The organism is Agrilactobacillus fermenti (genome assembly GCF_047943045.1).
GTDB classification, from domain to species: domain Bacteria; phylum Bacillota; class Bacilli; order Lactobacillales; family Lactobacillaceae; genus Agrilactobacillus; species Agrilactobacillus fermenti.
Map to the genome: position 1 here is coordinate 1,915,958 of NZ_CP181347.1, position 23,847 is coordinate 1,939,804.

Here is a 23,847-nt window from a genome sequence, read left to right on the forward strand (position 1 = left end):
ATGGTCGACCTCCTATATAATTACGGGCAAACTTTGTTAAACGATATGCCAATTATTTACCTTGATCATCGTTATGCGCTTCAGCAGCAGCTTTTTGAGCTTCTTCTTTAGCTTTCTTTTCCTCTTGTTCTTTCGCATACTTCGTTAAAGCATCCACACTGACAACATCATCGTCTTCGTCATCCATGTCACGAAGTTCGATTTCTTGACGATCTGCATCTAAGACTTTCATATCTAACCCAAGGGATTGTAATTCTTTGACCAGAACCCGGAAGGACTCTGGGACACCTGGTTTTGGAATTGGTTCACCCTTCACAATGGCTTCATAAGTTTTGACACGGCCAACTACATCATCAGATTTATAAGTCAGGATTTCCTGTAAAGTATAAGCAGCACCGTAAGCTTCAAGTGCCCAAACTTCCATTTCACCAAAACGCTGGCCACCAAATTGAGCTTTACCACCTAAAGGCTGTTGCGTAACTAGGGAGTAAGGACCAATGGAGCGGGCATGTAATTTATCGTCAACCATGTGGGCTAACTTCATATAGTACATGACCCCAACGGAAACTCGGTTATCAAATGGTTCACCTGTTCGACCATCATACAAGATAGACTTGCCATCAGATGCCATACCAGCTTCTTTGACTGTCCGCCATAAATCATCTTCGCGAGCACCATCAAAGACTGGTGTTGAAACATGGATGCCTAAATTACGTGCGGCCATCCCTAAGTGAAGTTCCAAGACCTGCCCAATGTTCATACGGGAAGGAACACCCATTGGATTCAAAAGAATGTCAACTGGGGTGCCATCAGGTAAGAATGGCATATCTTCTTCTGGTACAACGATAGAAACCGTCCCTTTGTTACCATGACGACCGGCCATCTTATCGCCCACTTGAATTTTACGCTTCTGGGTAATGTAAACCCGAACCATCATATTCACGCCTGGAGATAATTCATCTCCGGCTTCACGGGTAAAGATCTTAACGTCTTGAATGATACCGCCGCCACCATGAGGCACACGCAAAGAAGTATCCCGAACTTCACGGGCCTTTTCACCAAAGATTGCATGTAGTAAGCGTTCCTCAGCTGAAAGTTCCGTAACACCTTTAGGCGTCACTTTACCAACTAAGATATCACCATCGCGGACTTCAGCACCGATACGGATGATCCCGAACTCATCTAAATTCTTAAGTGCATCCTCACCGACGTTAGGAATTTCACGTGTGATTTCCTCAGGACCTAATTTCGTATCCCGAGCCTCAGATTCATACTCTTCAATATGGATGGACGTGTAGATGTCATCTTTAACCAAGCGTTCTGATAAAACGATGGCATCTTCGAAGTTATACATGTTCCAAGTCATAAATGCGATCAGTGGGTTTTGACCTAAAGCCAATTCACCATTTTCCATAGCTGGACCATCAGCAATGATCTCACTCTTATCGACATGATCACCCTTTTTAACAATTGGCCGCTGATTATAACTCTTACCAGCATTAGAACGACGAAACTTCGTCAAGGCATAAGTGTCTAAAGAGCTATCTTCCCGACGGACACGAATTTGCTTTGCATCCACATATTCAACTGTACCGGCTTCTTTGGCTAACATAGCTGTCCCAGAATCATGAGCAGCGATATATTCCATCCCAGTCCCAACTAATGGGGCATGCGGATCAACTAATGGCACAGCCTGACGCTGCATGTTAGCACCCATCAAAGCTCGGTTTGAGTCATCATTTTCCAAGAAGGGAATGCAAGCCGTTGCAACCGCAACAACCTGTTTTGGCGAAACGTCCATGTAATCCACCCGGTCAGGTGAGATTTCAATGTTATCGTCCCGATGACGTGCTAAGACACGTTCATCTTGGAAAGACCCATCTTCATTCAATGGTGAGTTAGCCTGAGCAACAACGTACTCATCTTCTTCATCAGCTGTCAAATAATCGATTTTATCGGTAACTTTATGCGTGCCCCAATCAACACGACGATAAGGTGTTTCAATAAAGCCATATTTATTAACTACTGCATAACTAGCCAAACTGTTGATCAATCCAATATTGGGTCCTTCAGGCGTTTCAATCGGACACATACGACCATAATGCGTATAGTGGACATCCCGGACTTCATAACCGGCACGATCACGTGTCAAACCACCAGGACCTAAGGCAGACAAACGCCGTTTATGCGTTAACTCGCCAAGAGGATTGGTCTGATCCATGAACTGTGACAATTGAGAAGAACCAAAGAATTCTTTAATTGAAGCAACCACTGGCCGAATATTGATTAATTGTTGTGGCGTGATCGTAGAAGTATCTTGAATCGACATCCGTTCACGAACCACTCGTTCCATCCGTGATAAACCAATACGGAATTGGTTTTGCAACAATTCACCAACGGACCGAATCCGACGGTTACCTAAATGGTCAATATCATCAGTTGTCCCAATGCCTTCTTGCAAGTTGAAGAAATAGTTCATTGAAGCTAGAATATCCGCAGGAATGACATGCTTAACTTTAGCATCAATATGACCATTACCAATCAAATTAACTTCTTGATCTAGATTATTCTTGGAATAGATCTTGATGATCTGTAAAGTCACTGGATCTTGTAAGACACCTTCATCAGAAGGTTGGAAAGTGTAAGTCTTGAAATCATCCCGTTGTAAATAAGGAATTAATTTATCTAATAATTGCCGATCAACTAAATCACCCTTTTGAGCTAATACCTCACCCGTATCAGGGTCAGCTAAAGTTTCAGCTAGCGTTTGGTTGAGTAAGCGGCTCTTAAGGCTCAATTTCTTGTTGATCTTGTAACGGCCGACTGCTGCGAGATCGTAACGTTTTGGATCAAAGAAACGGGCATATAGTAAAGAACGCGAACTATCGGCAGTTTTAGGTTCACCTGGGCGTAAACGTTCATAAATATCTTTCAAGGCTTCTTCAGTACGAGAATCCTCAGTATTTTTATGAACATCTTTTTCCAAAGTTAACATCAAAGATTCATTTTCACCAAAAATGTCAATAATATCAGAATCCGAGCCAAAACCGAGGGCACGCACTAATTCACTCATTGGAATCTTACGTGTCCGATCAATTCGAACATAAGAAATACGCTTTGCATCGGTCTCATATTCCAACCAAGCACCCCGGTTTGGAATGACAGTTGTGCCGTATGTTGTCCGGCTATTTTTATCAATTTCAGAATTGAAATAAACACCCGGTGACCGGACTAACTGTGAAACAATAACACGCTCAGCCCCATTGATGATAAACGTTCCTTGTTCAGTCATTAATGGGAAATCGCCAAAGAACACATCTTGAGTTTTGATTTCACCAGTTTCGTGGTTAGTCAATTTCAGTGTGACATGTAATGGTGCTGAGTAATTAGCGTCATGTTGTCTTGCTTCTTCTACCGTATACTTGGGTTCTAAAAGCTGATAATCTACGAATTCCAGTGACAAGTTACCAGCAAAGTCATCGATTGGCATGATGTCGTCAAACATCTCACGCAACCCTTCATCTAAGAACCACTGATAAGAGTTAGATTGGATCTCGATCAAATTAGGCAGTTCCAGCACTTCTTTGATACGAGCGTAGCTGCGACGTGTTCGATGTTTGCCGTAATTTACTAAATGTTCTGCCAAACTATTCACCCTTTCTTTGAATTCCGCAATTACGCATTAGCAAGCCAATCAAAATAAATTATTAAGAATTTATTAAGATTTAATTTTTTGCCGGTTTTTAAGCAAAAAAAAACCAAAAATAGCTAGTACTTAATTCATTACTCAACTATTTTTGCGTTTTATATTGCTACTATGGACAATAGATCATAGTAACATTGCTTAGTAACCACGTTTTACGAATCATTGGATAGTATACAAGTATATTTTAATTAAGTCAACCCTTTTGAATTAAAACCATTTTTCAAATTATGATCGACTCAGCGGGCCGATACTGGTCGTTTTACTTCTTGTGCACGAATGAAATCGCCCTTGGCCACCGGTGTATCGCATGTAAAGGTAACGACTTGCATGGCATGGGGTGCACGTTCAATAGCCACGCCATCTTCATCATACAAATCAGCCACCGTTTGTTCATGGTGCGTGAACTCAGGCCCATAAAATTCAATTTTGTCGCCAATGCCAAAATTATTCCGTTGCTGTACGGTCACTGTGTGCGTTGCTGAATCATAAGCCAACACTTGACCTACAAACTTGTAGCGCGGCCGTTTACGTCTTTGACCAAATAACTCATCATTTTCATCGGGGGTGCCATAGTAAAATCCAGTGGACATCTCCCGCTGTGCCACTTTCCATAATTCATCTACAAGTTTAGGGTCTAATGTGTAGTGTTCTGGATCCGCACAGTAATCCGCAACAGCCTTATGGTAGACATTAGCTACAGTAGAAACATAGTGCACCGTTTTCATCCGGCCTTCGATCTTCAAGCTATTAACGCCAGCTTCAACTAAGTCAGGGATGTGCTCGATCATCGACATGTCTACAGCACTCATTGAAAAATCTTCCGTTTTGCCTTGGCTGTTTTGACCTAATAAAGATTCATGATCACCTAGTGTTGGCATTTCAAACAAATCATACTTCCACCGACAGTTTTGGGCACAGCCGCCACGATTAGCATCCCGTAGCCCCATGTGATTAGACAGGACACAACGGCCGGAATAACCAATACACATCGCCCCATGAATAAACGCTTCAATTTCGATATCAGTATGCTTGCGAATTTCTTTGATCTCTGCAACACCAACTTCCCGAGCAAGAACAATGCGTTCTAGACCTTCATCTTGCCAAAAGTTCAAAGTCTCCCAATTCGTTGCCGACGCCTGGGTGGAAAGATGAACTGCTAACCCAGGTGCTTGAGTGATCGCTGTTTCAACTAATGAGGGGTCAGACACGATCACCGCATCGATGCCGTGATCACGCACCTGACGAAAATAATCCCCCGCACCTGCTAGATCGCCTTCATGAGCAACAATATTCGCTGCCACATAAACTTTGGCATGATGCGCGTGAGCATAATCTGCGCCAGCTTGCATTTCTTCAAATGAGAAATTACCAGCCCGTGAGCGCAGTCCATAAGCATCACCACCTATATAAACCGCATCAGCCCCATAGTCGATTGCAATTTTTAACTTTTCCATTGTTCCAGCTGGTGCAAGAACTTCTGGTTTTTGTAATTGTTTCATTGGAAACACCTCATCATCAATTTATTTCACGTCCGCCGGATCGATATCAAAAAAGCCCGTATCAACCTCTCGATTCTGAGGTTGATTTGCACGAACAATCTGATCTAAGTCCGCTACAATCATACTCGTCAATTGCCCTTGTGCTAGTAAATCGCGCGCTTGTACGAAAGCCTTAGCAACTTTGACAAAACCAATTTTGTCGGCATATAAACCATCTAAGAACCAGTGCGTGATTGGCAGATCATAAACGGCTTGAATTCGCGGCATCAAATTTACATCATTGGTCGCAAATACGTGTGTCCCATTGATATCTTCATAAATAGAGTAATGGGTCTCAGGTTTTCGTGGTTCAGAAATAAACAGGCCTTTCTCCCGATCCATCCGATCTTGATATGTTTGTACATAATTAAAATAATTCGTTAATAAAGGTCGCCCAGACTGATGTATATTAGCCGCACCATAGGTCAGTATCTGAATAGGTACTTCAAGATTCGGTACTAACGCCTGTAATTCTTTATAAGGTACCTCATTGGCGATGACAGCACCTTGAGCACCGTGAGCCGCCCAAAAATTAACCTGGCGTGAATTAGTTACTAAGTCTGCACCATCATACCAATAGGGTAATGATAAGGCTTCTTTTTGTAAAATGCGAATAGCTCCTGGATCACCAATTGTTACTCGATCCACATTTTGTGCTGCTAAGTAATTTAAATAATCAGCCACATGAACAATACGATCGTTGTGGAAAATCGCATTTACGGCAACTTGAATTTTTTTACCTGCCTGGTGAACGACTTTAATTAAATCAGCCAATTCAGTTCGATCAAAACTGTGAGGCAATCTTAAACCAAAGTAATCTTCACCAGCATATATTGTATCAACGCCAACAGCCATCAACGCTTCTGCTTGTTCGATGGATGCGACACTTGCAATTATTTCTGTCATAAATGTCCGCCTCGTCTTTCCTATCCAAAATACCACAGACTGGATCAATGCGTATAGTGCTTTACAGAAAAATAGGGTTTTACCTCATAATTAAAAATAGCATTTGAAGCAAGTAGTGGACGCTTTGTTTAAGTGGATTCATCATAGGCGAATTTGTTGTCTTTTGGTACACATTTAAAATTTAATTGCTCGCAAAATAAATAGGCGCTGAAGATAAAATCAACATTTATCTCCAACACCTATTATCTGAATTCACATATTTTTAAGATTTTACTGTATCAGGCTGATCTGATTTCTTCTGATGAACAGATACGGTAATTTTGCCTTTAGAAGCGCCAACCGTGATACTGTCACCGCCCTTGATCTGACCAGTTAAGAGTGACTCACTCAGCTTATCTTCAATCTGAGTTTGTAATGCGCGTCTAATTGGTCGTGCGCCATAATCAGGGTCAAAGCCAATCTTGGCAACTTCATCTAACGCCGCATTGGTAATCTTAACTTTGATATCCTGTTCTGTTAAACGTTTGACGACTGTCTTAGACATAATTTTGACGATTTGCCGCAATTCTTCCTTATTAAGTGGATGGAAGACCACCGTTTCATCGATCCGATTCAAGAACTCTGGCCGGAAGAAACGCTTCATTTCTTCCATGATTCGACTACGCATTGCTTGATAGTCTTGGCTAGCATCTTTGGCACCGAAACCAACTGATTTTTCATCACGCAGCGCCGTTGCCCCAAGGTTAGAAGTCAAAATCAAAATGGTGTTTCTAAAGTCAACTCGACGCCCCTTGGAATCTGTCAAATAACCATCATCTAAGACTTGCAATAGAATATTGAACACATCTGGATGGGCTTTTTCAACTTCATCAAACAGAACAACAGAATAAGGTTTGTTACGTACCTTTTCAGTTAATTGTCCACCTTCATCATACCCAACATAACCAGGAGGTGACCCGATCAAACGGGAAGTCGTATACTGTTCTTGGTATTCGGACATATCAACTCTGATCATATTATCTTCAGAGCCAAACATGGCTTCAGCCAAAGCTTTAGCTAATTCAGTTTTACCAACACCTGTTGGCCCCAAGAACATAAACGAACCAATTGGCCGATTAGGATCCTTTAATCCGCTGCGTGCGCGGCGAATGGCCCGGGAAACGGCAGAAATCGCCTCTTCCTGACCAACCACCCGATTATGCAGAATTTTTTCAAGGTTCACTAACCGGGCGCTTTCACTCTTTTGCAACTGTGTTAACGGTACACCCGTCCACTCGGATACGACTTGTGCCACATCTTCACCAGTTACTTTAACATCCTTACGAATGCCATCATTAGCGATTTCATCATTTTCAGCGGCTAATTTCTCTTTTAGTGCCATTTCATCTTCGCGATAACTAGCTGCCTTTTCAAAATCCTGATTCTCTATTGCTGCTTCTTTTTTAGTGATCAATGCATCTAGATCTTGCTGTAATTTATCAGAAGGTGACAAATGATCGGCTGCATCCAACCGAACTTTAGCAGCTGATTCATCCACCAAGTCAATTGCCTTATCTGGTAAAAATCGACCAGTGATATAGCGATTGGATAAAACGATTGCCTGATGCAATGCTTCGTCGGTAATGGTAACACCATGATGTTGTTCATAGCGTGGCCGCAAACCTTGCAGGATTTGCTCAGCTTCATCAGGCGTTGGTTCATCGACTTGAATCGTTGCAAAACGACGTTCAAGTGCTGCGTCTCTTTCAATATATTTTTGATATTCATCTAAAGTGGTTGCCCCAATTAATTGAAGCTCCCCGCGAGCAAGTGCCGGTTTAAGAATATTTGAAGCATCGATAGCCCCTTCAGCACCACCAGCACCGATCAGTGTGTGTAATTCGTCGATGAACAAAATAACGTTGCCATCTTGATAGATTTCGTCAATGACTTTCTTCAGACGATCTTCAAATTCACCACGATATTTTGTACCGGCTACTAATGAACCCATATCTAGCATCATTAGTCGCTTACTTAACATATCACTCGGTACATTTCCCGAAATGATCCGTTGCGCTAAGCCTTCCGCAATGGCAGTTTTCCCAACACCTGGCTCTCCGATCAACACGGGATTATTTTTCGTCCGACGACTTAGAATTTGAATCACACGTTTAACTTCTTTTTCACGGCCAACGACTGGATCCATTCGATCCTCTCGAGCCGCTTGCGTTAAATCACGTGCTAAGGAATCAAGTGTTGGTGTCCCTTGCTTATCTGGACGCCGCTTTGGCGCAGCAGCACGCCGTTTGGCACTTGCTTCGGTAATACCCATTTTCTTCAATAAGACTTGACGTGTTTTTGATAGACTCAAACCAAGATTACTAATAATTCGTGATGCTAAGACATCATCTTCATGAAGTAAGCCTAATAGAATATGTTCCGTGCCAATTTTCATTGCGCCAAGGCGTTTTGCCTCATCACCAGCAAAAGTTAAGATCTGCTTCGCTTTTGGCGAATAAGGTAAGTATGATTCCTTCGGCGTATCATTGTTAAGATTGGAAGAACCGTAACCTGTAAAGCGCTCGATTTCTTCTTTAACATCTTCAGGGGTGATTGTCAGTTGTCGTAATGTTTTACCAGCAACACCATCATTTTCTAAAACCAGCGCGAGTAACAGATGTTCTGTCCCCACTGCATGATGTCGAAAATATTTGGCCTGCTCTTGTGCTAGCGCTAATACATTTTTTGCACTAGGTGTGAATAAATTATCCAATTTAACCCCTCACTTTCACTAAGAGATACCTACATATTAACTATACCGAATTTAGTAAAGATTGGCGAACAATCTCTCAAAATTTTTTAAATATTTTAGTGGAAGTATCTCACAGACATTGGATAGTTACAAAGCACCAGCTTTGTAAGTTAAGCCTAAAATTCGTAGTTTATTCATTATACAATGACATAAAATTATTACAAGTGTTTAGGCTTATACTATAAAATCGTATTATAACGACTATTTTTGAAAAATTAAAGTTTTATGCCGTCGTTTTGCGACACAGAAACTGCCAGTGCAATATATATTCCAATAAAAAAAGCCATAGACAAAATGTCCTGGCCACTTTATACATTTAAATTCTGATCGGGAAAACAAGATTTGAACTTGCGACCCCTACGTCCCGAACGTAGTGCTCTACCAAGCTGAGCTATTTCCCGAAAACATAGAAAAAAAGCGGAAGACGAGATTCGAACTCGCGACCCCCACCATGGCAAGGTGATGTTCTACCACTGAACTACTTCCGCATAACTATTAAATTATAAAACTCAATCGGGAAGACAGGATTCGAACCTGCGACCCCCTGGTCCCAAACCAGGTGCTCTACCAAGCTGAGCTACTTCCCGATGATGCACCCAGTAGGAGTCGAACCTACAACCTTCTGATTCGTAGTCAGACACTCTATCCAATTGCGCTATGGGTGCATATATGCCGAGGACCGGAATCGAACCGGTACGGAGATCACTCTCCGCAGGATTTTAAGTCCTGTGCGTCTGCCAGTTCCGCCACCCCGGCATTGGGACTGGTTAAAGCGGAAGACGAGATTCGAACTCGCGACCCCCACCATGGCAAGGTGATGTTCTACCACTGAACTACTTCCGCATAAATGCCGACTAGACGATTCGAACGCCCGACCCTCTGATTACAAATCAGATGCTCTACCAACTGAGCTAAGTCGGCATTATTTCCTATTACCAAGTACGGGTGAAGGGACTTGAACCCTTACGTCCTTCGGACACTAGAACCTAAATCTAGCGCGTCTGCCAATTCCGCCACACCCGCATCATCTGGCAATGAGTCGTGACAGGCTCGAACTGTCGACCCTCTGATTAAAAGTCAGATGCTCTACCAACTGAGCTAACGACTCAATGGAGGTTACAGGGCTCGAACCTGTGACCCTCTGCTTGTAAGGCAGATGCTCTCCCAGCTGAGCTAAACCTCCATCTAAAGCGCGGCGACTTCCTAACCTCGCAGGCGGTTGCCCGCCAACTACTTTCGGCGTTAAGAAGCTTAACTTCTGTGTTCGGCATGGGAACAGGTGTTGCCTTCTTGCTATCGCCACCGCACTTCTCCTGAGCACTTCGTGCCCTCAAAACCACATATCATGTCTTCTTTACCCTTGAATCTTCTGCTTGCCGTTCTTTTGGTCAAGTCCTCGACCGATTAGTATCAGTCCGCTCCATACTTCGCAGCACTTCCACGCCTGACCTATCTACCTGATCATCTCTCAGGGTCTTACTTCATTAACTGAATGGGAAATCTCATCTCGAGGGGGCTTCACACTTAGATGCTTTCAGCGTTTATCCCGTCCATACATAGCTACCCAGCTCTGCGCCTGGCGGCACAACTGGTACACCAGCGGTATGTCCACCCGGTCCTCTCGTACTAAGGGCAGCGCCTCTCAAATTTCCTACGCCCGCGACGGATCAGGGACCGAACTGTCTCACGACGTTCTGAACCCAGCTCGCGTACCGCTTTAATGGGCGAACAGCCCAACCCTTGGGACCGACTACAGCCCCAGGATGCGATGAGCCGACATCGAGGTGCCAAACCTCCCCGTCGATGTGGACTCTTGGGGGAGATAAGCCTGTTATCCCCAGGGTAGCTTTTATCCGTTGAGCGATGGCCCTTCCATACGGAACCACCGGATCACTAAGCCCGACTTTCGTCCCTGCTCGACCTGTCTGTCTCGCAGTCAAGCTCCCTTCTACCTTTACACTCTGCGAATGATTTCCAACCATTCTGAGGGAACCTTTGGGCGCCTCCGTTACCTTTTAGGAGGCGACCGCCCCAGTCAAACTGCCCACCTGACACTGTCTCCCGCCACGCTTAGTGGCGCGGGTTAGAGTGTTCATACAGCAAGGGTAGTATCCCACCAATGCCTCCTTCGAAACTAGCGTTCCGAGCTCTACGGCTCCTACCTATCCTGTACATGCTGTACCAACACGCAATATCAAGCTACAGTAAAGCTCCATGGGGTCTTTCCGTCCTGTCGCGGTAACCCGCATCTTCACGGGTAGTATAATTTCACCGAGTCTCTCGTTCGAGACAGTGCCCAAATCATTACGCCTTTCGTGCGGTCGGAACTTACCCGACAAGGAATTTCGCTACCTTCAGGACCGTTATAGTTACGGCCGCCGTTTACTGGGGCTTCAATTCTCAGCTTCGCTTACGCTAACTGATCCTCTTAACCTTCCAGCACCGGGCAGGCGTCAGCCCCTATACGTCATCTTTCGATTTAGCAGAGACCTGTGTTTTTGATAAACAGTTGTTTGGGCCTTTTCACTGCGGCTGACCTTGCGGTCAGCACCCCTTCTCCCGAAGTTACGGGTCATTTTGCCGAGTTCCTTAACGAGAGTTCTCTCGCACACCTGAGGATACTCTCCTCGACTACCTGTGTCGGTTTGCGGTACGGGTGGTCTGCTTCTGGCTAGAAGCTTTCTTGGCAGTGTGACCTCAGGAACTTCGCTACTTAAATTTCGCTCCCCATCACAACTTGTCGTTAGCACTAAGCATTTGACTCAGTCCCCGACTTGTTGCTTGGACATACACATCCAGCGGCATGCTTTCCTTAGCCTCCTGCGTCCCTCCATCACTCATAACGGAGCAGACCAGTGCAGGAATCTCCACCTGCTTGTCATCGATTACGCCTTTCGGCCTCATCTTAGTTCCCGACTAACCCTGGGCGGACGAGCCTTCCCCAGGAAACCTTAGTCATACGGTGGACAGGATTCTCACCTGTCTTTCGCTACTCATACCGGCATTCTCACTTCTAAGCGCTCCACCAGTCCTCACGATCTGGCTTCTCCGCCCTTAGAACGCTCTCCTACCACGGACACCATCGGTGTCCATCCACAGTTTCGGTACTATGCTTAGCCCCGGTACATTTTCGGCGCAGGACCACTCGACTCAGTGAGCTATTACGCACTCTTTGAATGGTGGCTGCTTCTAAGCCAACATCCTAGTTGTCTGCGCAGTTCCACATCCTTTTCCACTTAGCATAGATTTTGGGACCTTAACTGGTGATCTGGGCTGTTCCCCTTTCGACTACGGATCTTATCACTCGCAGTCTGACTCCTGATGATAGATCAGCGGCATTCGGAGTTTATCTGAATTCAGTAACCCAAGACGGGCCCCTAGTCCAAACAGTGCTCTACCTCCGTGATCCTTACATCAAGGCTAGCCCTAAAGCTATTTCGGAGAGAACCAGCTATCTCCAAGTTCGTTTGGAATTTCACCGCTACCCACACCTCATCCCCGCACTTTTCAACGTACGTGGGTTCGGTCCTCCAGTGCGTTTTACCGCACCTTCAACCTGGACATGGGTAGGTCACTTGGTTTCGGGTCTACCTCTACTTACTCTTGCGCCCTATTCAGACTCGCTTTCGCTGCGGCTCCATCTTTCTGATTTAACCACGCAAGCAAAGGTAACTCGCCGGTTCATTCTACAAAAGGCACGCCATCACGCGTTAACGCGCTCTGACTACTTGTAGGCACACGGTTTCAGGAACTATTTCACTCCCCTTCCGGGGTGCTTTTCACCTTTCCCTCACGGTACTGGTTCACTATCGGTCACTAGGGAGTATTTAGCCTTGGGAGATGGTCCTCCCAGATTCCGACCAGATTTCACGTGTCTGGCCGTACTCAGGATCCTGAACGGAGGCAGCGGCCTTTGGCCTAAGGGCTCTCACCCGCTCTGGCTGACCTTCCCAGGTCATTCGGCTAAGCCGCCGCTTGGTAACTCCAATGTTCAGTCCTACAACCCCAGGATGCAAGCATCCTGGTTTGGGCTCTTCCCTTTCGCTCGCCGCTACTCAGGGAATCGAGTTTTCTTCTCTTCCTGCAACTACTGAGATGTTTCAGTTCATCGCGTCTGCCTGCCGCCAGCTATGAATTCACTGACGGCCAACTATCGATCAGGATAGTCAGGTTCCCCATTCGGAAATCTCCGGATCAAAGCTTACTTACAGCTCCCGAAGCATATCGGTGTTAGTCCCGTCCTTCATCGGCTCCTAGTGCCAAGGCATTCACCGTGCGCCCTTGTTAACTTGACCTAGCACTTCGTGCTGGTCGTTCGGCAATTTAATACACAGTTGATTCTCGGTTATTAGAATATTTCATGATATGTGGTTTTCAAGGAACGAAGTGTTTGAGAGTAGACCTCTCAAAACTAAACAAAGTTTCGACATGTGCAGACTTTCCGTAATTTTTCCTTAGAAAGGAGGTGATCCAGCCGCAGGTTCTCCTACGGCTACCTTGTTACGACTTCACCCTAATCATCTGTCCCGCCTTAGACGGCTGGCTCCTAAAAGGTTACCCGACCGGCTTTGGGTGTTACAGACTCTCATGGTGTGACGGGCGGTGTGTACAAGGCCCGGGAACGTATTCACCGCGGCGTGCTGATCCGCGATTACTAGCGATTCCAGCTTCATGCAGGCGAGTTGCAGCCTGCAATCCGAACTGAGAATGGTTTTAAGAGATTAGCATGACCTCGCGGTCTAGCAACTCGTTGTACCATCCATTGTAGCACGTGTGTAGCCCAGGTCATAAGGGGCATGATGATTTGACGTCATCCCCACCTTCCTCCGGTTTGTCACCGGCAGTCTGACTAGAGTGCCCAACTGAATGCTGGCAACTAATCATAAGGGTTGCGCTCGTTGCGGGACTTAACCCAACATCTCACGACACGAGCTGACGACAACCATGCACCACCTGTCACTTTGTCCCCGAAGGGAACATCTGATCTCTCAGACTGACAAAGGATGTCAAGACCTGGTAAGGTTCTTCGCGTTGCTTCGAATTAAACCACATGCTCCACCGCTTGTGCGGCCCCCGTCAATTCCTTTGAGTTTCAACCTTGCGGTCGTACTCCCCAGGCGGAATGCTTAATGCGTTAGCTGCAGCACTGAAGGGCGGAAACCCTCCAACACTTAGCATTCATCGTTTACGGCGTGGACTACCAGGGTATCTAATCCTGTTTGCTACCCACGCTTTCGAGCCTCAGCGTCAGTTACAGACCAGAGAGCCGCCTTCGCCACTGGTGTTCTTCCATATATCTACGCATTTCACCGCTACACATGGAGTTCCACTCTCCTCTTCTGCACTCAAGTCTCCCAGTTTCCGATGCACTTCTTCGGTTGAGCCGAAGGCTTTCACATCAGACTTAAAAGACCGCCTGCGCTCGCTTTACGCCCAATAAATCCGGACAACGCTTGCCACCTACGTATTACCGCGGCTGCTGGCACGTAGTTAGCCGTGGCTTTCTGATCGAATACCGTCACAGGGTAAACAGTTACTCTTACCCTCGTTCTTCTTCGATAACAGAGTTTTACGAGCCGAAACCCTTCTTCACTCACGCGGCGTTGCTCCATCAGACTTTCGTCCATTGTGGAAGATTCCCTACTGCTGCCTCCCGTAGGAGTTTGGGCCGTGTCTCAGTCCCAATGTGGCCGATCACCCTCTCAGGTCGGCTACGTATCATTGCTTTGGTGAGCCGTTACCTCACCAACTGGCTAATACGCCGCGGGCCCATCCTAGAGTGATAGCCGAAACCATCTTTCAAACCAAAAACAATCGTTTCTGGTTGTTATGCGGTATTAGCATCTGTTTCCAAATGTTATCCCCCGCTCTAGGGTAGGTTGCCCACGTGTTACTCACCCGTCCGCCACTCGAAACTTCAGTTGAGTGCAAGCACTCGGTAGAAGTTTCTCGTTCGACTTGCATGTATTAGGCACGCCGCCAGCGTTCGTCCTGAGCCAGGATCAAACTCTCAACTAAAGTTCAAGTTTGTGACTCATTATTATTTGTTGCTAGCGAATTGACTTCGCAAATGTTTGTTAGACCAAAAGGTCTAGCCTGCACATTTGATTATCGAAACTTTGTTCAGTTTTCAAAGGTCCACCTTGTTGCTGAAAGGCTATCAGCAAGTGATTAACTCAATCAGACAACTATAATAATATATCAAGTTCGAAACAAAATGTCAACATAAAATTTCATCTTTTTTTTAAGATCAAACGCTATACCAATATGTAATCGAACCGGCCAACATAGAATAACAATCTTTTTTGGCGCAAGAAACAGTATACCAGCTATGCATTGTAATGTCACTAAAAAAATCAAAAAATGTTCTGAAAAATAAAAAAACAGCTGTAACCTGCAATGTAGCAAGTTTCAGCTGTTAACTGATTAATCCTGTTCTGTACTTTCTGGCCGCATTGTTGGAAACAAAAGAACGTCTCGAATAGATGGTGCATCTGTTAATAGCATAACTAAACGATCAATTCCGATACCCAATCCACCAGTTGGCGGCATACCGTATTCTAATGCTTCCACAAAGTCTTCATCAATGCCCTGCGCTTCGTCGTTACCAGCAGCACGTTCAGCTGCTTGTGCTTCAAAACGCTGCCGTTGGTCAATCGGATCATTTAATTCCGTAAAGGCGTTGGCATACTCATTACCCAAAATAAATAATTCGAACCGATCAACAAAGCGGTCATCATCTTTATTTTTCTTAGCTAAAGGTGAAACTTCAATTGGGTGCCCATAAATAAAGGTTGGTTCTTTAAGTGTGTCTTCAACAAATTCATCAAAGAACGCATTAATAATATGCCCAACTTGCCAATAAGCTTCATAATGTACACCATGTTCGTCAGCTATTTTCTGTGCTGCTTCTAAGGACATCTTAGGCCAAAAATCAACGCCAGTCACAGACTTGATCGCATCCACCATATGGATTCGTTTAAATGGCTTATCTAGATCGACCGCTTCACCTTGATAGGTAACTTTACCAGAATCATCAACTGCCTTGGCAGCCTGCCGAAAAATACCCTCAGTCTCATCCATAACATCAGTAAAATCAAAGTATGCCGCATAACTTTCTAATTCGGTAAACTCAGGATTATGCTTTGTATCGATACCTTCATTACGAAATACGCGGCCGATTTCGTATACACGTTCCATCCCACCAACAATCAGTCGCTTCAAATGTAATTCCAAAGCAATCCGTAAATAAAGGTCAATATCCAATGCATTATGGTGTGTCACAAAAGGCCGGGCAGCAGCGCCACCAGCTTGCGTATGCAGTACTGGTGTTTCTACTTCTGTAAACCCATTTTGATTCAAATAAGTCCGAACTGCGTTAATAATTTTGGTACGTTTCATGAAACGCTCAAAACTATCTGGATTGGCAATCAAATCCAAATAACGCTGCCGATACTTTTGTTCTACGTTAGTTAGACCGTGATATTTATCTGGTAATGGCCGTAATGCCTTGGATAGAAAAGTGACATGTGTTGCTTTGACCGTCAACTCTCCCGTATCCGTCCGCATAACTTCACCTTCAACACCTAGAAAATCACCCAAATCAGAACGCTTAAAAATGTGATAGTTTTCTTCACCAACAACATCCTTACGCACATAGATTTGAATTTTTCCTGAACGATCATGGATATCCGCAAATCCAACCTTGCCCTTACCACGTTTCGTTTGCATTCTGCCAGCAATCGTCACGACAATTGGGTGTTCTTCTAATGTTTCTTTGGATTGCGCACCATACTTCTCTTCCAAATCACGAGCCAAATCCGAGCGCTCAAAACGATGTCCGAAGGGGTCAATGCCTTCATCAATGAGTTCTTGCAGTTTTTCCCGCCGAACTCGGAGTTGATCGTTCATCTCTTTACTTTCATTCTTTGCCAATGCATCCCACTCCTAAATATATAGATTTAATGGACAGCTTTTTGCTGTTCCCGTGCTTCTGTTTGTGTAACAAAATCATCCAAGATATCGATAACTTCTTGACGCGTCATAACTGAATTCACTTTTGCTCGCGTTTTCGCAGCACGCGGAATGCCTTTGAGGTAATAGGCTGCCTGCTGTCTAAATTCAGGAACAGCGATTTTTTCACCTTTTAGGTCAACTAGACGGCCCAATTGTAGCTTTGCAGTTTCGATTTTTTCTCTAGGTGTTGGTTCGGGCAGTAACTCACCATCTTCAATATAAGCCAGCATCTGCTTGAGAACCCAAGGATTGCCCAAAGCGGCGCGGCCGACCATAACAGCATCCGCGCCAACTTCATCCAGCATACGTTTAGCATCCTGAGGTGTTCGAACGTCACCATTACCCATGAACGGGATCGTTAACTGCGCACTCACTTTCGCTAAAAGGTCCCAATCAGCATGTCCTGTATACATCTGTTTTCGTGTCCGACCATGCATTGCTAAAGCACTGGCGCCCGCCTCTTGTGCAGCTAAAGCATTCTCAACCGCTAAGATATGATCTTCATCCCAACCGGTACGCATCTTGACCGTAACCGGTTTGTGTACATTGCTAACAACGGCTTTTACCATCTCATAAACTTTGTCAGGATCTAATAACCAACGTGCGCCGGCATCAGTCTTAACGACTTTGTTTACTGGGCAGCCCATATTAATATCAATAATATCGGCACTGGTATTTTGATCGATGAATTCAGCTGCTTGCACTAAAGTTTCTTTCGTACCACCAAAAATTTGGATACTGATTGGGTGTTCATTAGGGTCGACAAATAACATGCTCATTGTTTTTTGGTTATGATGCATGATGCCACGATCACTGATCATTTCACAGACAACAAGTCCGGCACCAAACTCTTTAGCGGTAATTCGAAATGCAGCATTGGTAATACCTGCCATAGGCGCAACCACAATCTGATTTGGAATCGTTACGTCACCGATTTTCCACTCCACTATTCATTGACCTCCTAGTCAAAAAGTTCACACTGATAGCAACAATCCTAACACAAAACAAGGTTCTATATCAAAAAAATTAACCTTCACTCTGGACGATCAGCGCCTGCAAATCAGCAACGGAATATTCATACTTATTACCACAGAACTTACAAACTGCTTCAGCGCCGCCATCTTCATCAATCATTTTTTGCAATTCATTTTTGCCAAGCGATACCATGACGTCGCCAAAATGTGCCTTTGAACAATCACATTTAAATTGTACTGGCATTTGCTCAAGGATTTTGAACTGATGCTTGCCTAAAATACGCTCAATGATTTTCTCTGGGGTATCTCCTTGACGCAACAGCTCAGATACCAGTGGCAGATCGCGAATATTACGTTCAATTTGACTTAATTGTGTTTCATCAGCGTTGGGTAAAACCTGAATCATAAAGCCACCGGCAACGCCAATGGTATTATCGGCGTTAACAAAAACGGATAAGCCGACTGCTGATGGAATCTGCTCGGATTTTGCTAAATAATAAGTAAAATCCTCACCTAATTCCCCAGAAACTAAGGGTACTTGTCCAGTAAAAGGTTCTTTTAAACCTAAATCTTTAGTCACACTGAGCATGCCTTTGGTGCCAACTGCACGACGTACGTCGATCTTGCCCACCGGATTCAAAGGTAAATTCACTTGAGGGTGCTGCACGTAACCTTTAATATCGCCATTAGCATTGCCATCCACGACAATTGCCCCTACAGGTCCATCACCAACAACTCGAGTCGTCAGCTTCTGTTCACCCTGCAATGTAGCTGTACTGATCAATAAGGTACCTACCATTGAACGTCCCATGGCTGCTGAAGAAGCACTCCAAGTATCATGACGTTGCTGGGCTTCTTGAACTAACTCAGTGGCATCAACGGCGTAGGCCCGCAATAATCCATCATTACTAATTGCCTTAGTTAAATAATCACTCACGTTTTACGACACTCCTATTTTCTTTGTCATCTAAAATAACGACCTATCATTCTAATTGTATACAAAAAAATTGAGACAACCAACATTGTCTCAACTTTTGTAAAAATTTCAATCTTTTTTAATTACTGCTCATTTTTAGGATCATGCTCTGAATCATCATGTGTTGCTGTTTCAGATGGTGTATCTGTCTTTGAATGATCAGTCTGTGGTGATTGATCCGCAGACTTCGAAGTATCAGACTCGGTTTGCTTAACTTCAGTATCTTCAGATGCTTGTTTGTGCATATCTTTTGCTTCAGCCGCTTTTTTAGCTTCTTCAAAAGTGGCTGCACTTTCACTTGGAAATTCATCTGTTGATTCGTCAGCTGGCATCTTACCCGTATTATACAGGCTGAGAATTTGCTTCTCATTAAGCGTTTCATACTTCAGCAATGCTTCAGCAATAGCTTTATGTTGATCACGATGAGATTCGATAATATCATGAGCCTTTTGGTGGGCTTCATCAATGATCCGCCGAACCTCATTATCAATAGCTGCTGCTGTATCTTGCGAATAAGCTGGACCTTGGCCATATTCAGCACCAACGAACGGTGCCCCACTACTCTCAAGGGCAACTGTCCCAAGTTTAGTGGACATCCCATATTGGGTGACCATGCTTCGAGCAATTTGAGTCGCTTGTTCAAAGTCATTAGATGCCCCACTAGATTCGCTATTAAAGATGATTTCTTCAGCTGTACGACCACCAAGCAACCCAATAATCTGTTCATTAAGTTCCTTTTTAGTCATCAAGAATTGATCATCTTTAGGTAGCATGATCGCATAACCGCCTGCGCGACCACGAGGGACAATCGTTACTTTACGAACAACCCGTGAATCACTTAAAACTAAACCGATAATCGCATGTCCAGCTTCATGATAGGCAACCATGTGCCGCTCTTTCGGTGCAATCACGCGATCTTTTTTGGCTGGCCCAGCAATCACACGATCTTCTGCCTCATCGATATCAGAAGCATCTATCTTGGTCTTACTACGCCGTGCGGCAACTAAAGCCGCTTCGTTTAACAAGTTCTCCAAGTCAGCACCAACAAAACCAGGTGTTTGATGTGCAATTTCTTTCAAATCAACATCATTCGCAAATGGTTTGTTTTTAGCATGGACTTTCAAAATTGCTTCCCGACCTTTAACATCAGGACGGCCAACTAAAATTTTACGGTCGAAACGACCAGGACGCAGTAACGCTGGATCCAGTACATCTGAACGGTTGGTTGCGGCAATGACAATAACACCTTCATTACCAGTAAATCCATCCATTTCAACTAACAATTGATTCAACGTTTGTTCACGTTCATCATGACCGCCGCCAAGTCCAGCCCCACGCTGCCGACCAACGGCATCAATTTCATCAATGAAAATGATCGATGGTGCATTTTTCTTAGCATTTTCGAATAAATCACGGACACGACTGGCACCAACACCGACAAACATCTCTACGAAATCTGAACCAGAAATCGAGAAGAATGGCACGCCAGCTTCACCAGCAACGGCACGTGCAAGCAGAGTTTTACCAGTACCAGGAGGGCCCTCAAGTAAAACACCCGCTGGGATACGAGCGCCTAACGAAGCAAACTTCCGTGGATCTTTCAAGAATTCGACAACTTCGACCAATTCTTGTTTTTCTTCTTCGGCACCAGCAACATCAGAAAAACGAACTTTGTTCTTCTTAGGGTCTTGTGGTTTAGCCTTGGATTTGCCAAAGTTCATTACCCGACCATTGCCGCCACCACCTTGTCCTGCTTGCCCCATCATCATGTATAGGAAAACGAACACAAGGATGAATGGCAAAATCATGGACAAAATCGTCAGCCATAGACCAGACTGTGACTCCTCACTGGTATTGATAGCCACATTATGCCTTTTAGCCGATTGATTGATCTGTGAGACTAATGAATCAGATGATAGAACAGTCGTACTAAAATTTGATGCGGTGCTATTGCTCTTACCGGAAAGTAGACCAAAGCTGTTATTATTTTGTTTTATCTTTTGTGGTTTGCGGTAAGTCCCCGTCACTTTGTAAACACCATTAGATGGTTGAATTGAGAAAGATTTAACTTTATTATCTTGTAAATCTTTCACAAACGTCGAGGAGCTTACAGTTTGTGACGTTGCTTGATTATTGTTATTCCCGACAAACCAGCCGACAATCGCAATAATGACCACAAAAATAAAAATGTAAAACAGACTATTACCAAATAGTCCATTTTTTTTATTCTTCATACGGTACCTCCTATTTTGTTTTGATCAGTCTCTATAAAATGCATGATAGCACAAACCTTGAAAGCTGACGAATGATTTAATTTTCATAAATTTCAGGTTTTAAGATACCTATATAAGGTAAATTGCGATATCTTTCGGCATAGTCTAGTCCGTAGCCAACCACAAAGGCATCTGGCACGCTAAAACCGACATAATCAGCACGAACATTCTTGATGCGGCCTTCTGGCTTGTCCATTAAAGCACAAATAGCCACTGAATTTGCGGCTCGAGTTTCAAACAACTTGATCAAATAATCCAGCGTCCGACCACTATCAACAATATCCTCAACAATAATAATATCACGCCCAGCAACAGATGTATCCAGATCCTTAAGAATTTTAACCTCGCCAGAAGAAACTGTAGCGTCCCCATAACTAGATACATCCATGAAATCTACTTCCACAAAATCATCGATTTCGCGAATAAGATCCGTCATAAAGATAATGGCGCCCTTTAAAACACCAATCATCAACGGGTTCTTGCCGGCATAATCTTGCTTGATCTGAGTACCAAGTTCCTGAACTTTCGCGGCAATGGTTTGTTTTGAGTATAAGACCTCAAGTACATCATTTTGCATGCAATTACTTCTCCTTAGGCTTTTGCTGATAACACAATATGAATTTCATTTTATCAGTTCCGCTGGATCGAAACAATTGAAAGGTACGGAAATTTGGAATCCATAACAATTGTTTTTGGGACCAAAACAGCCAGAAACCTTGACGTTGACTTTGGGGCACGTGCGCATCAATAAACAATTTTTTAAGCTTGCCATGATGCCCATTCGCCAATAAATATTTATCACCAGGCAAACGATGCCTAACCACGATTGGCAAATCTGCCCCAGTCAGCTCGATCGGTCTCATGATAATTCCTGATTGGCTACGTTGCATTTGTCCTTGATTAGATGCAAAGACGCCCACGCGTTCAGTCGCAGAAATTTGGTGCCAACGATTTAATTTTAATGCAATTACAGCATCATTACGTGGCACTTGAGACTGATTTTTTTTGATTAAATAATGATCATAAACTTTTCTAAAAATCAACTGATCTGCTAAGTTCAAAGTTGCTTGCGGCCGCACTTGATCGATTAATGCCACCATTTCTTGGAGCTGGCTTTGCTTTAAGCCAGCTTCGGGAAAACAAATCTGCCAAGCGAGGCGTAACAACTGTTTTTGTATCCCTGGTGCAAATGTTTGTAGTTTTTGTACTTTACCAGTGATCGCCCCAGCCGTAACTTTAATTTGTGCACGTTCAAAAAGAACAGGTGCGAATGTCTTTTGTAAAGCTAACACATCGGTTAGGTCTTCATTAAATTGATTGATATGTTGATTAAACCGAGGATTTTCTGATTTTAACTGTGGGATCACATGATGCCGCAAACGATTGCGAAAATACTGGTCACTAGCATTAGTTTCATCTTCAAAAAAATGTAGGGCCCGCTTTTGCGCATAAGTCGCTAACATTTGCTTCGTATATCCCAACAACGGTCTTACCAATCGGCCACTTGCAAAGATCCGCTGTGACTTTAAGCTATTGATCGCCGATAATTCACCAGAACGCGTAAGGTTCATCAAAACTGTTTCTGCTAAATCATCACTATGATGTGCTGTTACCAAAATATTATAATGCTGCTGCTGCATAACTTCCGCAAAAAACTGATAACGGAATTGACGCGCTGCATTTTCGACACCAGACTTAGGGTGCATCTCCGGCAGCCAATCAGCTTTAAAAAAGCGAATTTGATGCTGCTGCAGATAGTCACTGAGGTACTCGGTTTCAAGTACACTCTGAGCGCGTAAATGATGGTCCACATAAACTACCGCAAATTTTGGCCGCTGCGGCGTGGGCAAATGACGCACTAAGTCTAACAATACCATGGAATCAACACCGCCAGAAACTGCAAGAAGCAAGCGGTCCGTTCTCGTCCAGAGTCTTTCTTGCTGAATATGCTGCTCAAAGTGATTCTGCAAATCGATCACGTCATAATCACCTTCCATCTCTAAATAAACGAGTTTAAACTCAATGGTTAAGTAAGCAAATAAAAAGACGGTCTCACAACAAAAATCTTGTCATGAACCGTCAGTACAAATTGGGCTATCACTGATACGTAACTTGTAGAGTCCTGATCAATTTGTTGGTGTCGAGTCTAGCTGCGACGACCGCCACGACCGCCACGTTTACCTTCAGTATTACGTTTAAGCGATGTTAAGCGATCTTCACTTTCCTTCAAAAAGCCAGACAACAATGAATCAAAATCCTTACCATTGTTATTACTGTTTTTTGAACTGAATTGATTAGAGCTGGAGCTACGATGTCCTTGTGATCTGTGTTGCGGATGACTATGGGTGTGCGTGTTCGTGTTATTGGTAGCCGCAACAGGGTTTGGTTTGTCCTGAGCTTTACGAATCGAAAGACCAATTTTACCATCTTTCATGGAAAGCACTTTGACTGTGACCTCATCACCAACTGCCAAAACATCATGAATATCCTTGACATAGCTATCAGAGATCTCACTAATATGCACTAAACCAGTTTGATGATCACCTAGATCAACAAACGCCCCAAAATTTGTAATCCCTGTAACCTTGCCCTTAACTTTCGCGCCAATTTCGATCGACATAAAACTGAAAAGTCCTCCTTAGTTTGTGTATCAATAAGTATAGCATT

Annotated in this window: 11 protein-coding genes, 10 tRNA genes and 3 rRNA genes; all 24 read right to left on the minus strand. The window is 44.1% G+C overall.

Features of this window, described 5'->3' with window-relative positions:
- Nucleotides 1–52 precede the first annotated feature (52 nt).
- Nucleotides 53–3,646 carry a DNA-directed RNA polymerase subunit beta gene (locus tag ACNAN0_RS09665; RefSeq protein WP_230914520.1) on the minus strand — a complete coding sequence of 1,198 codons (3,594 nt, stop codon included), beginning with the start codon at nt 3,644–3,646 and terminating at the stop codon, nt 53–55.
- A gap of 296 nt (nt 3,647–3,942) precedes the next feature.
- The gene (locus ACNAN0_RS09670) at nt 3,943–5,205 is read right to left on the minus strand and encodes a peptidase U32 family protein (protein ID WP_230914519.1); all 1,263 of its coding nucleotides are present in this window, start codon (nt 5,203–5,205) and stop codon (nt 3,943–3,945) included.
- A 21-nt stretch (nt 5,206–5,226) separates the two neighbouring features.
- Entirely contained in the window at nt 5,227–6,150 is a 924-nt protein-coding gene (locus tag ACNAN0_RS09675; protein WP_230914518.1) for a peptidase U32 family protein, read from the minus strand.
- 262 nt (nt 6,151–6,412) lie between these two features.
- Nucleotides 6,413–8,902, minus strand: coding sequence for an ATP-dependent Clp protease ATP-binding subunit (locus ACNAN0_RS09680; protein WP_416353163.1), 2,490 nt, complete (start codon nt 8,900–8,902; stop codon nt 6,413–6,415).
- 366 nt (nt 8,903–9,268) lie between these two features.
- A tRNA-Pro gene (locus tag ACNAN0_RS09685) sits at nt 9,269–9,342 on the minus strand.
- 15 nt (nt 9,343–9,357) lie between these two features.
- Nucleotides 9,358–9,429, minus strand: a tRNA-Gly gene (locus tag ACNAN0_RS09690).
- Nucleotides 9,430–9,454: 25 nt separating this feature from the next.
- Nucleotides 9,455–9,528: transfer RNA gene (locus ACNAN0_RS09695), tRNA-Pro, on the minus strand.
- 4 nt (nt 9,529–9,532) lie between these two features.
- Nucleotides 9,533–9,606, minus strand: a tRNA-Arg gene (locus ACNAN0_RS09700).
- A gap of 5 nt (nt 9,607–9,611) precedes the next feature.
- Nucleotides 9,612–9,697: transfer RNA gene (locus ACNAN0_RS09705), tRNA-Leu, on the minus strand.
- 15 nt (nt 9,698–9,712) lie between these two features.
- Nucleotides 9,713–9,784 (minus strand) — tRNA-Gly (locus ACNAN0_RS09710).
- A 5-nt stretch (nt 9,785–9,789) separates the two neighbouring features.
- Nucleotides 9,790–9,862, minus strand: a tRNA-Thr gene (locus tag ACNAN0_RS09715).
- Between the two features lie 19 nt (nt 9,863–9,881).
- Nucleotides 9,882–9,964 (minus strand) — tRNA-Leu (locus ACNAN0_RS09720).
- Nucleotides 9,965–9,976: 12 nt separating this feature from the next.
- Nucleotides 9,977–10,049: transfer RNA gene (locus ACNAN0_RS09725), tRNA-Lys, on the minus strand.
- Between the two features lie 2 nt (nt 10,050–10,051).
- Nucleotides 10,052–10,124, minus strand: a tRNA-Val gene (locus tag ACNAN0_RS09730).
- A gap of 7 nt (nt 10,125–10,131) precedes the next feature.
- Nucleotides 10,132–10,248 (minus strand): 5S ribosomal RNA (rrf, locus tag ACNAN0_RS09735).
- Nucleotides 10,249–10,325: 77 nt separating this feature from the next.
- Nucleotides 10,326–13,236: ribosomal RNA gene (locus ACNAN0_RS09740) — 23S ribosomal RNA — on the minus strand.
- 163 nt (nt 13,237–13,399) lie between these two features.
- A 16S ribosomal RNA gene (locus ACNAN0_RS09745) occupies nt 13,400–14,959 on the minus strand.
- Together the 16S, 23S and 5S rRNA genes with 10 tRNA genes alongside form the textbook arrangement of a ribosomal RNA operon.
- A gap of 408 nt (nt 14,960–15,367) precedes the next feature.
- The gene (gene lysS / locus ACNAN0_RS09750; protein WP_416353164.1) at nt 15,368–16,876 is read right to left on the minus strand and encodes a lysine--tRNA ligase; all 1,509 of its coding nucleotides are present in this window, start codon (nt 16,874–16,876) and stop codon (nt 15,368–15,370) included.
- Nucleotides 16,877–16,902: 26 nt separating this feature from the next.
- A complete protein-coding gene (gene dusB, locus ACNAN0_RS09755; protein WP_330166067.1) occupies nt 16,903–17,904 on the minus strand; it encodes a tRNA dihydrouridine synthase DusB in 1,002 nt (333 codons plus the stop codon).
- 79 nt (nt 17,905–17,983) lie between these two features.
- Nucleotides 17,984–18,868 (minus strand): Hsp33 family molecular chaperone HslO, encoded by an 885-nt coding sequence (gene hslO / locus ACNAN0_RS09760; protein ID WP_230913166.1) that lies wholly within the window; start codon nt 18,866–18,868, stop codon nt 17,984–17,986.
- Nucleotides 18,869–18,990: 122 nt separating this feature from the next.
- A complete protein-coding gene (ftsH, locus tag ACNAN0_RS09765) occupies nt 18,991–21,141 on the minus strand; it encodes an ATP-dependent zinc metalloprotease FtsH (protein WP_416353165.1) in 2,151 nt (716 codons plus the stop codon).
- Nucleotides 21,142–21,217: 76 nt separating this feature from the next.
- A complete protein-coding gene (gene hpt, locus ACNAN0_RS09770) occupies nt 21,218–21,757 on the minus strand; it encodes a hypoxanthine phosphoribosyltransferase (RefSeq protein ID WP_230913168.1) in 540 nt (179 codons plus the stop codon).
- Between the two features lie 4 nt (nt 21,758–21,761).
- Nucleotides 21,762–23,177: a tRNA lysidine(34) synthetase TilS gene (tilS, locus tag ACNAN0_RS09775; protein ID WP_416353166.1), complete on the minus strand. Its 1,416-nt coding sequence runs from the start codon at nt 23,175–23,177 to the stop codon at nt 21,762–21,764.
- A gap of 149 nt (nt 23,178–23,326) precedes the next feature.
- Nucleotides 23,327–23,800, minus strand: a complete 474-nt coding sequence (locus ACNAN0_RS09780; RefSeq protein WP_230913170.1) for a S1 domain-containing RNA-binding protein — start codon at nt 23,798–23,800, stop codon at nt 23,327–23,329.
- Between the last annotated feature and the right edge of the window lie 47 nt (nt 23,801–23,847).

Bases quoted from the DNA above. Each gene is read 5' to 3' on its own strand.
- ACNAN0_RS09675 (WP_230914518.1), bottom strand. From the start codon at position 6,150: ATGACAGAAATAATTGCAAGTGTCGCATCCATCGAACAAGCAGAAGCG.
- tilS (WP_416353166.1), bottom strand. From the start codon at position 23,177: ATGGAAGGTGATTATGACGTGATCGATTTGCAGAATCACTTTGAGCAG.
- ACNAN0_RS09780 (WP_230913170.1), bottom strand. From the start codon at position 23,800: ATGTCGATCGAAATTGGCGCGAAAGTTAAGGGCAAGGTTACAGGGATT.
- ACNAN0_RS09670 (WP_230914519.1), bottom strand. From the start codon at position 5,205: ATGAAACAATTACAAAAACCAGAAGTTCTTGCACCAGCTGGAACAATG.
- hpt (WP_230913168.1), bottom strand. From the start codon at position 21,757: ATGCAAAATGATGTACTTGAGGTCTTATACTCAAAACAAACCATTGCC.
- ftsH (WP_416353165.1), bottom strand. From the start codon at position 21,141: ATGAAGAATAAAAAAAATGGACTATTTGGTAATAGTCTGTTTTACATT.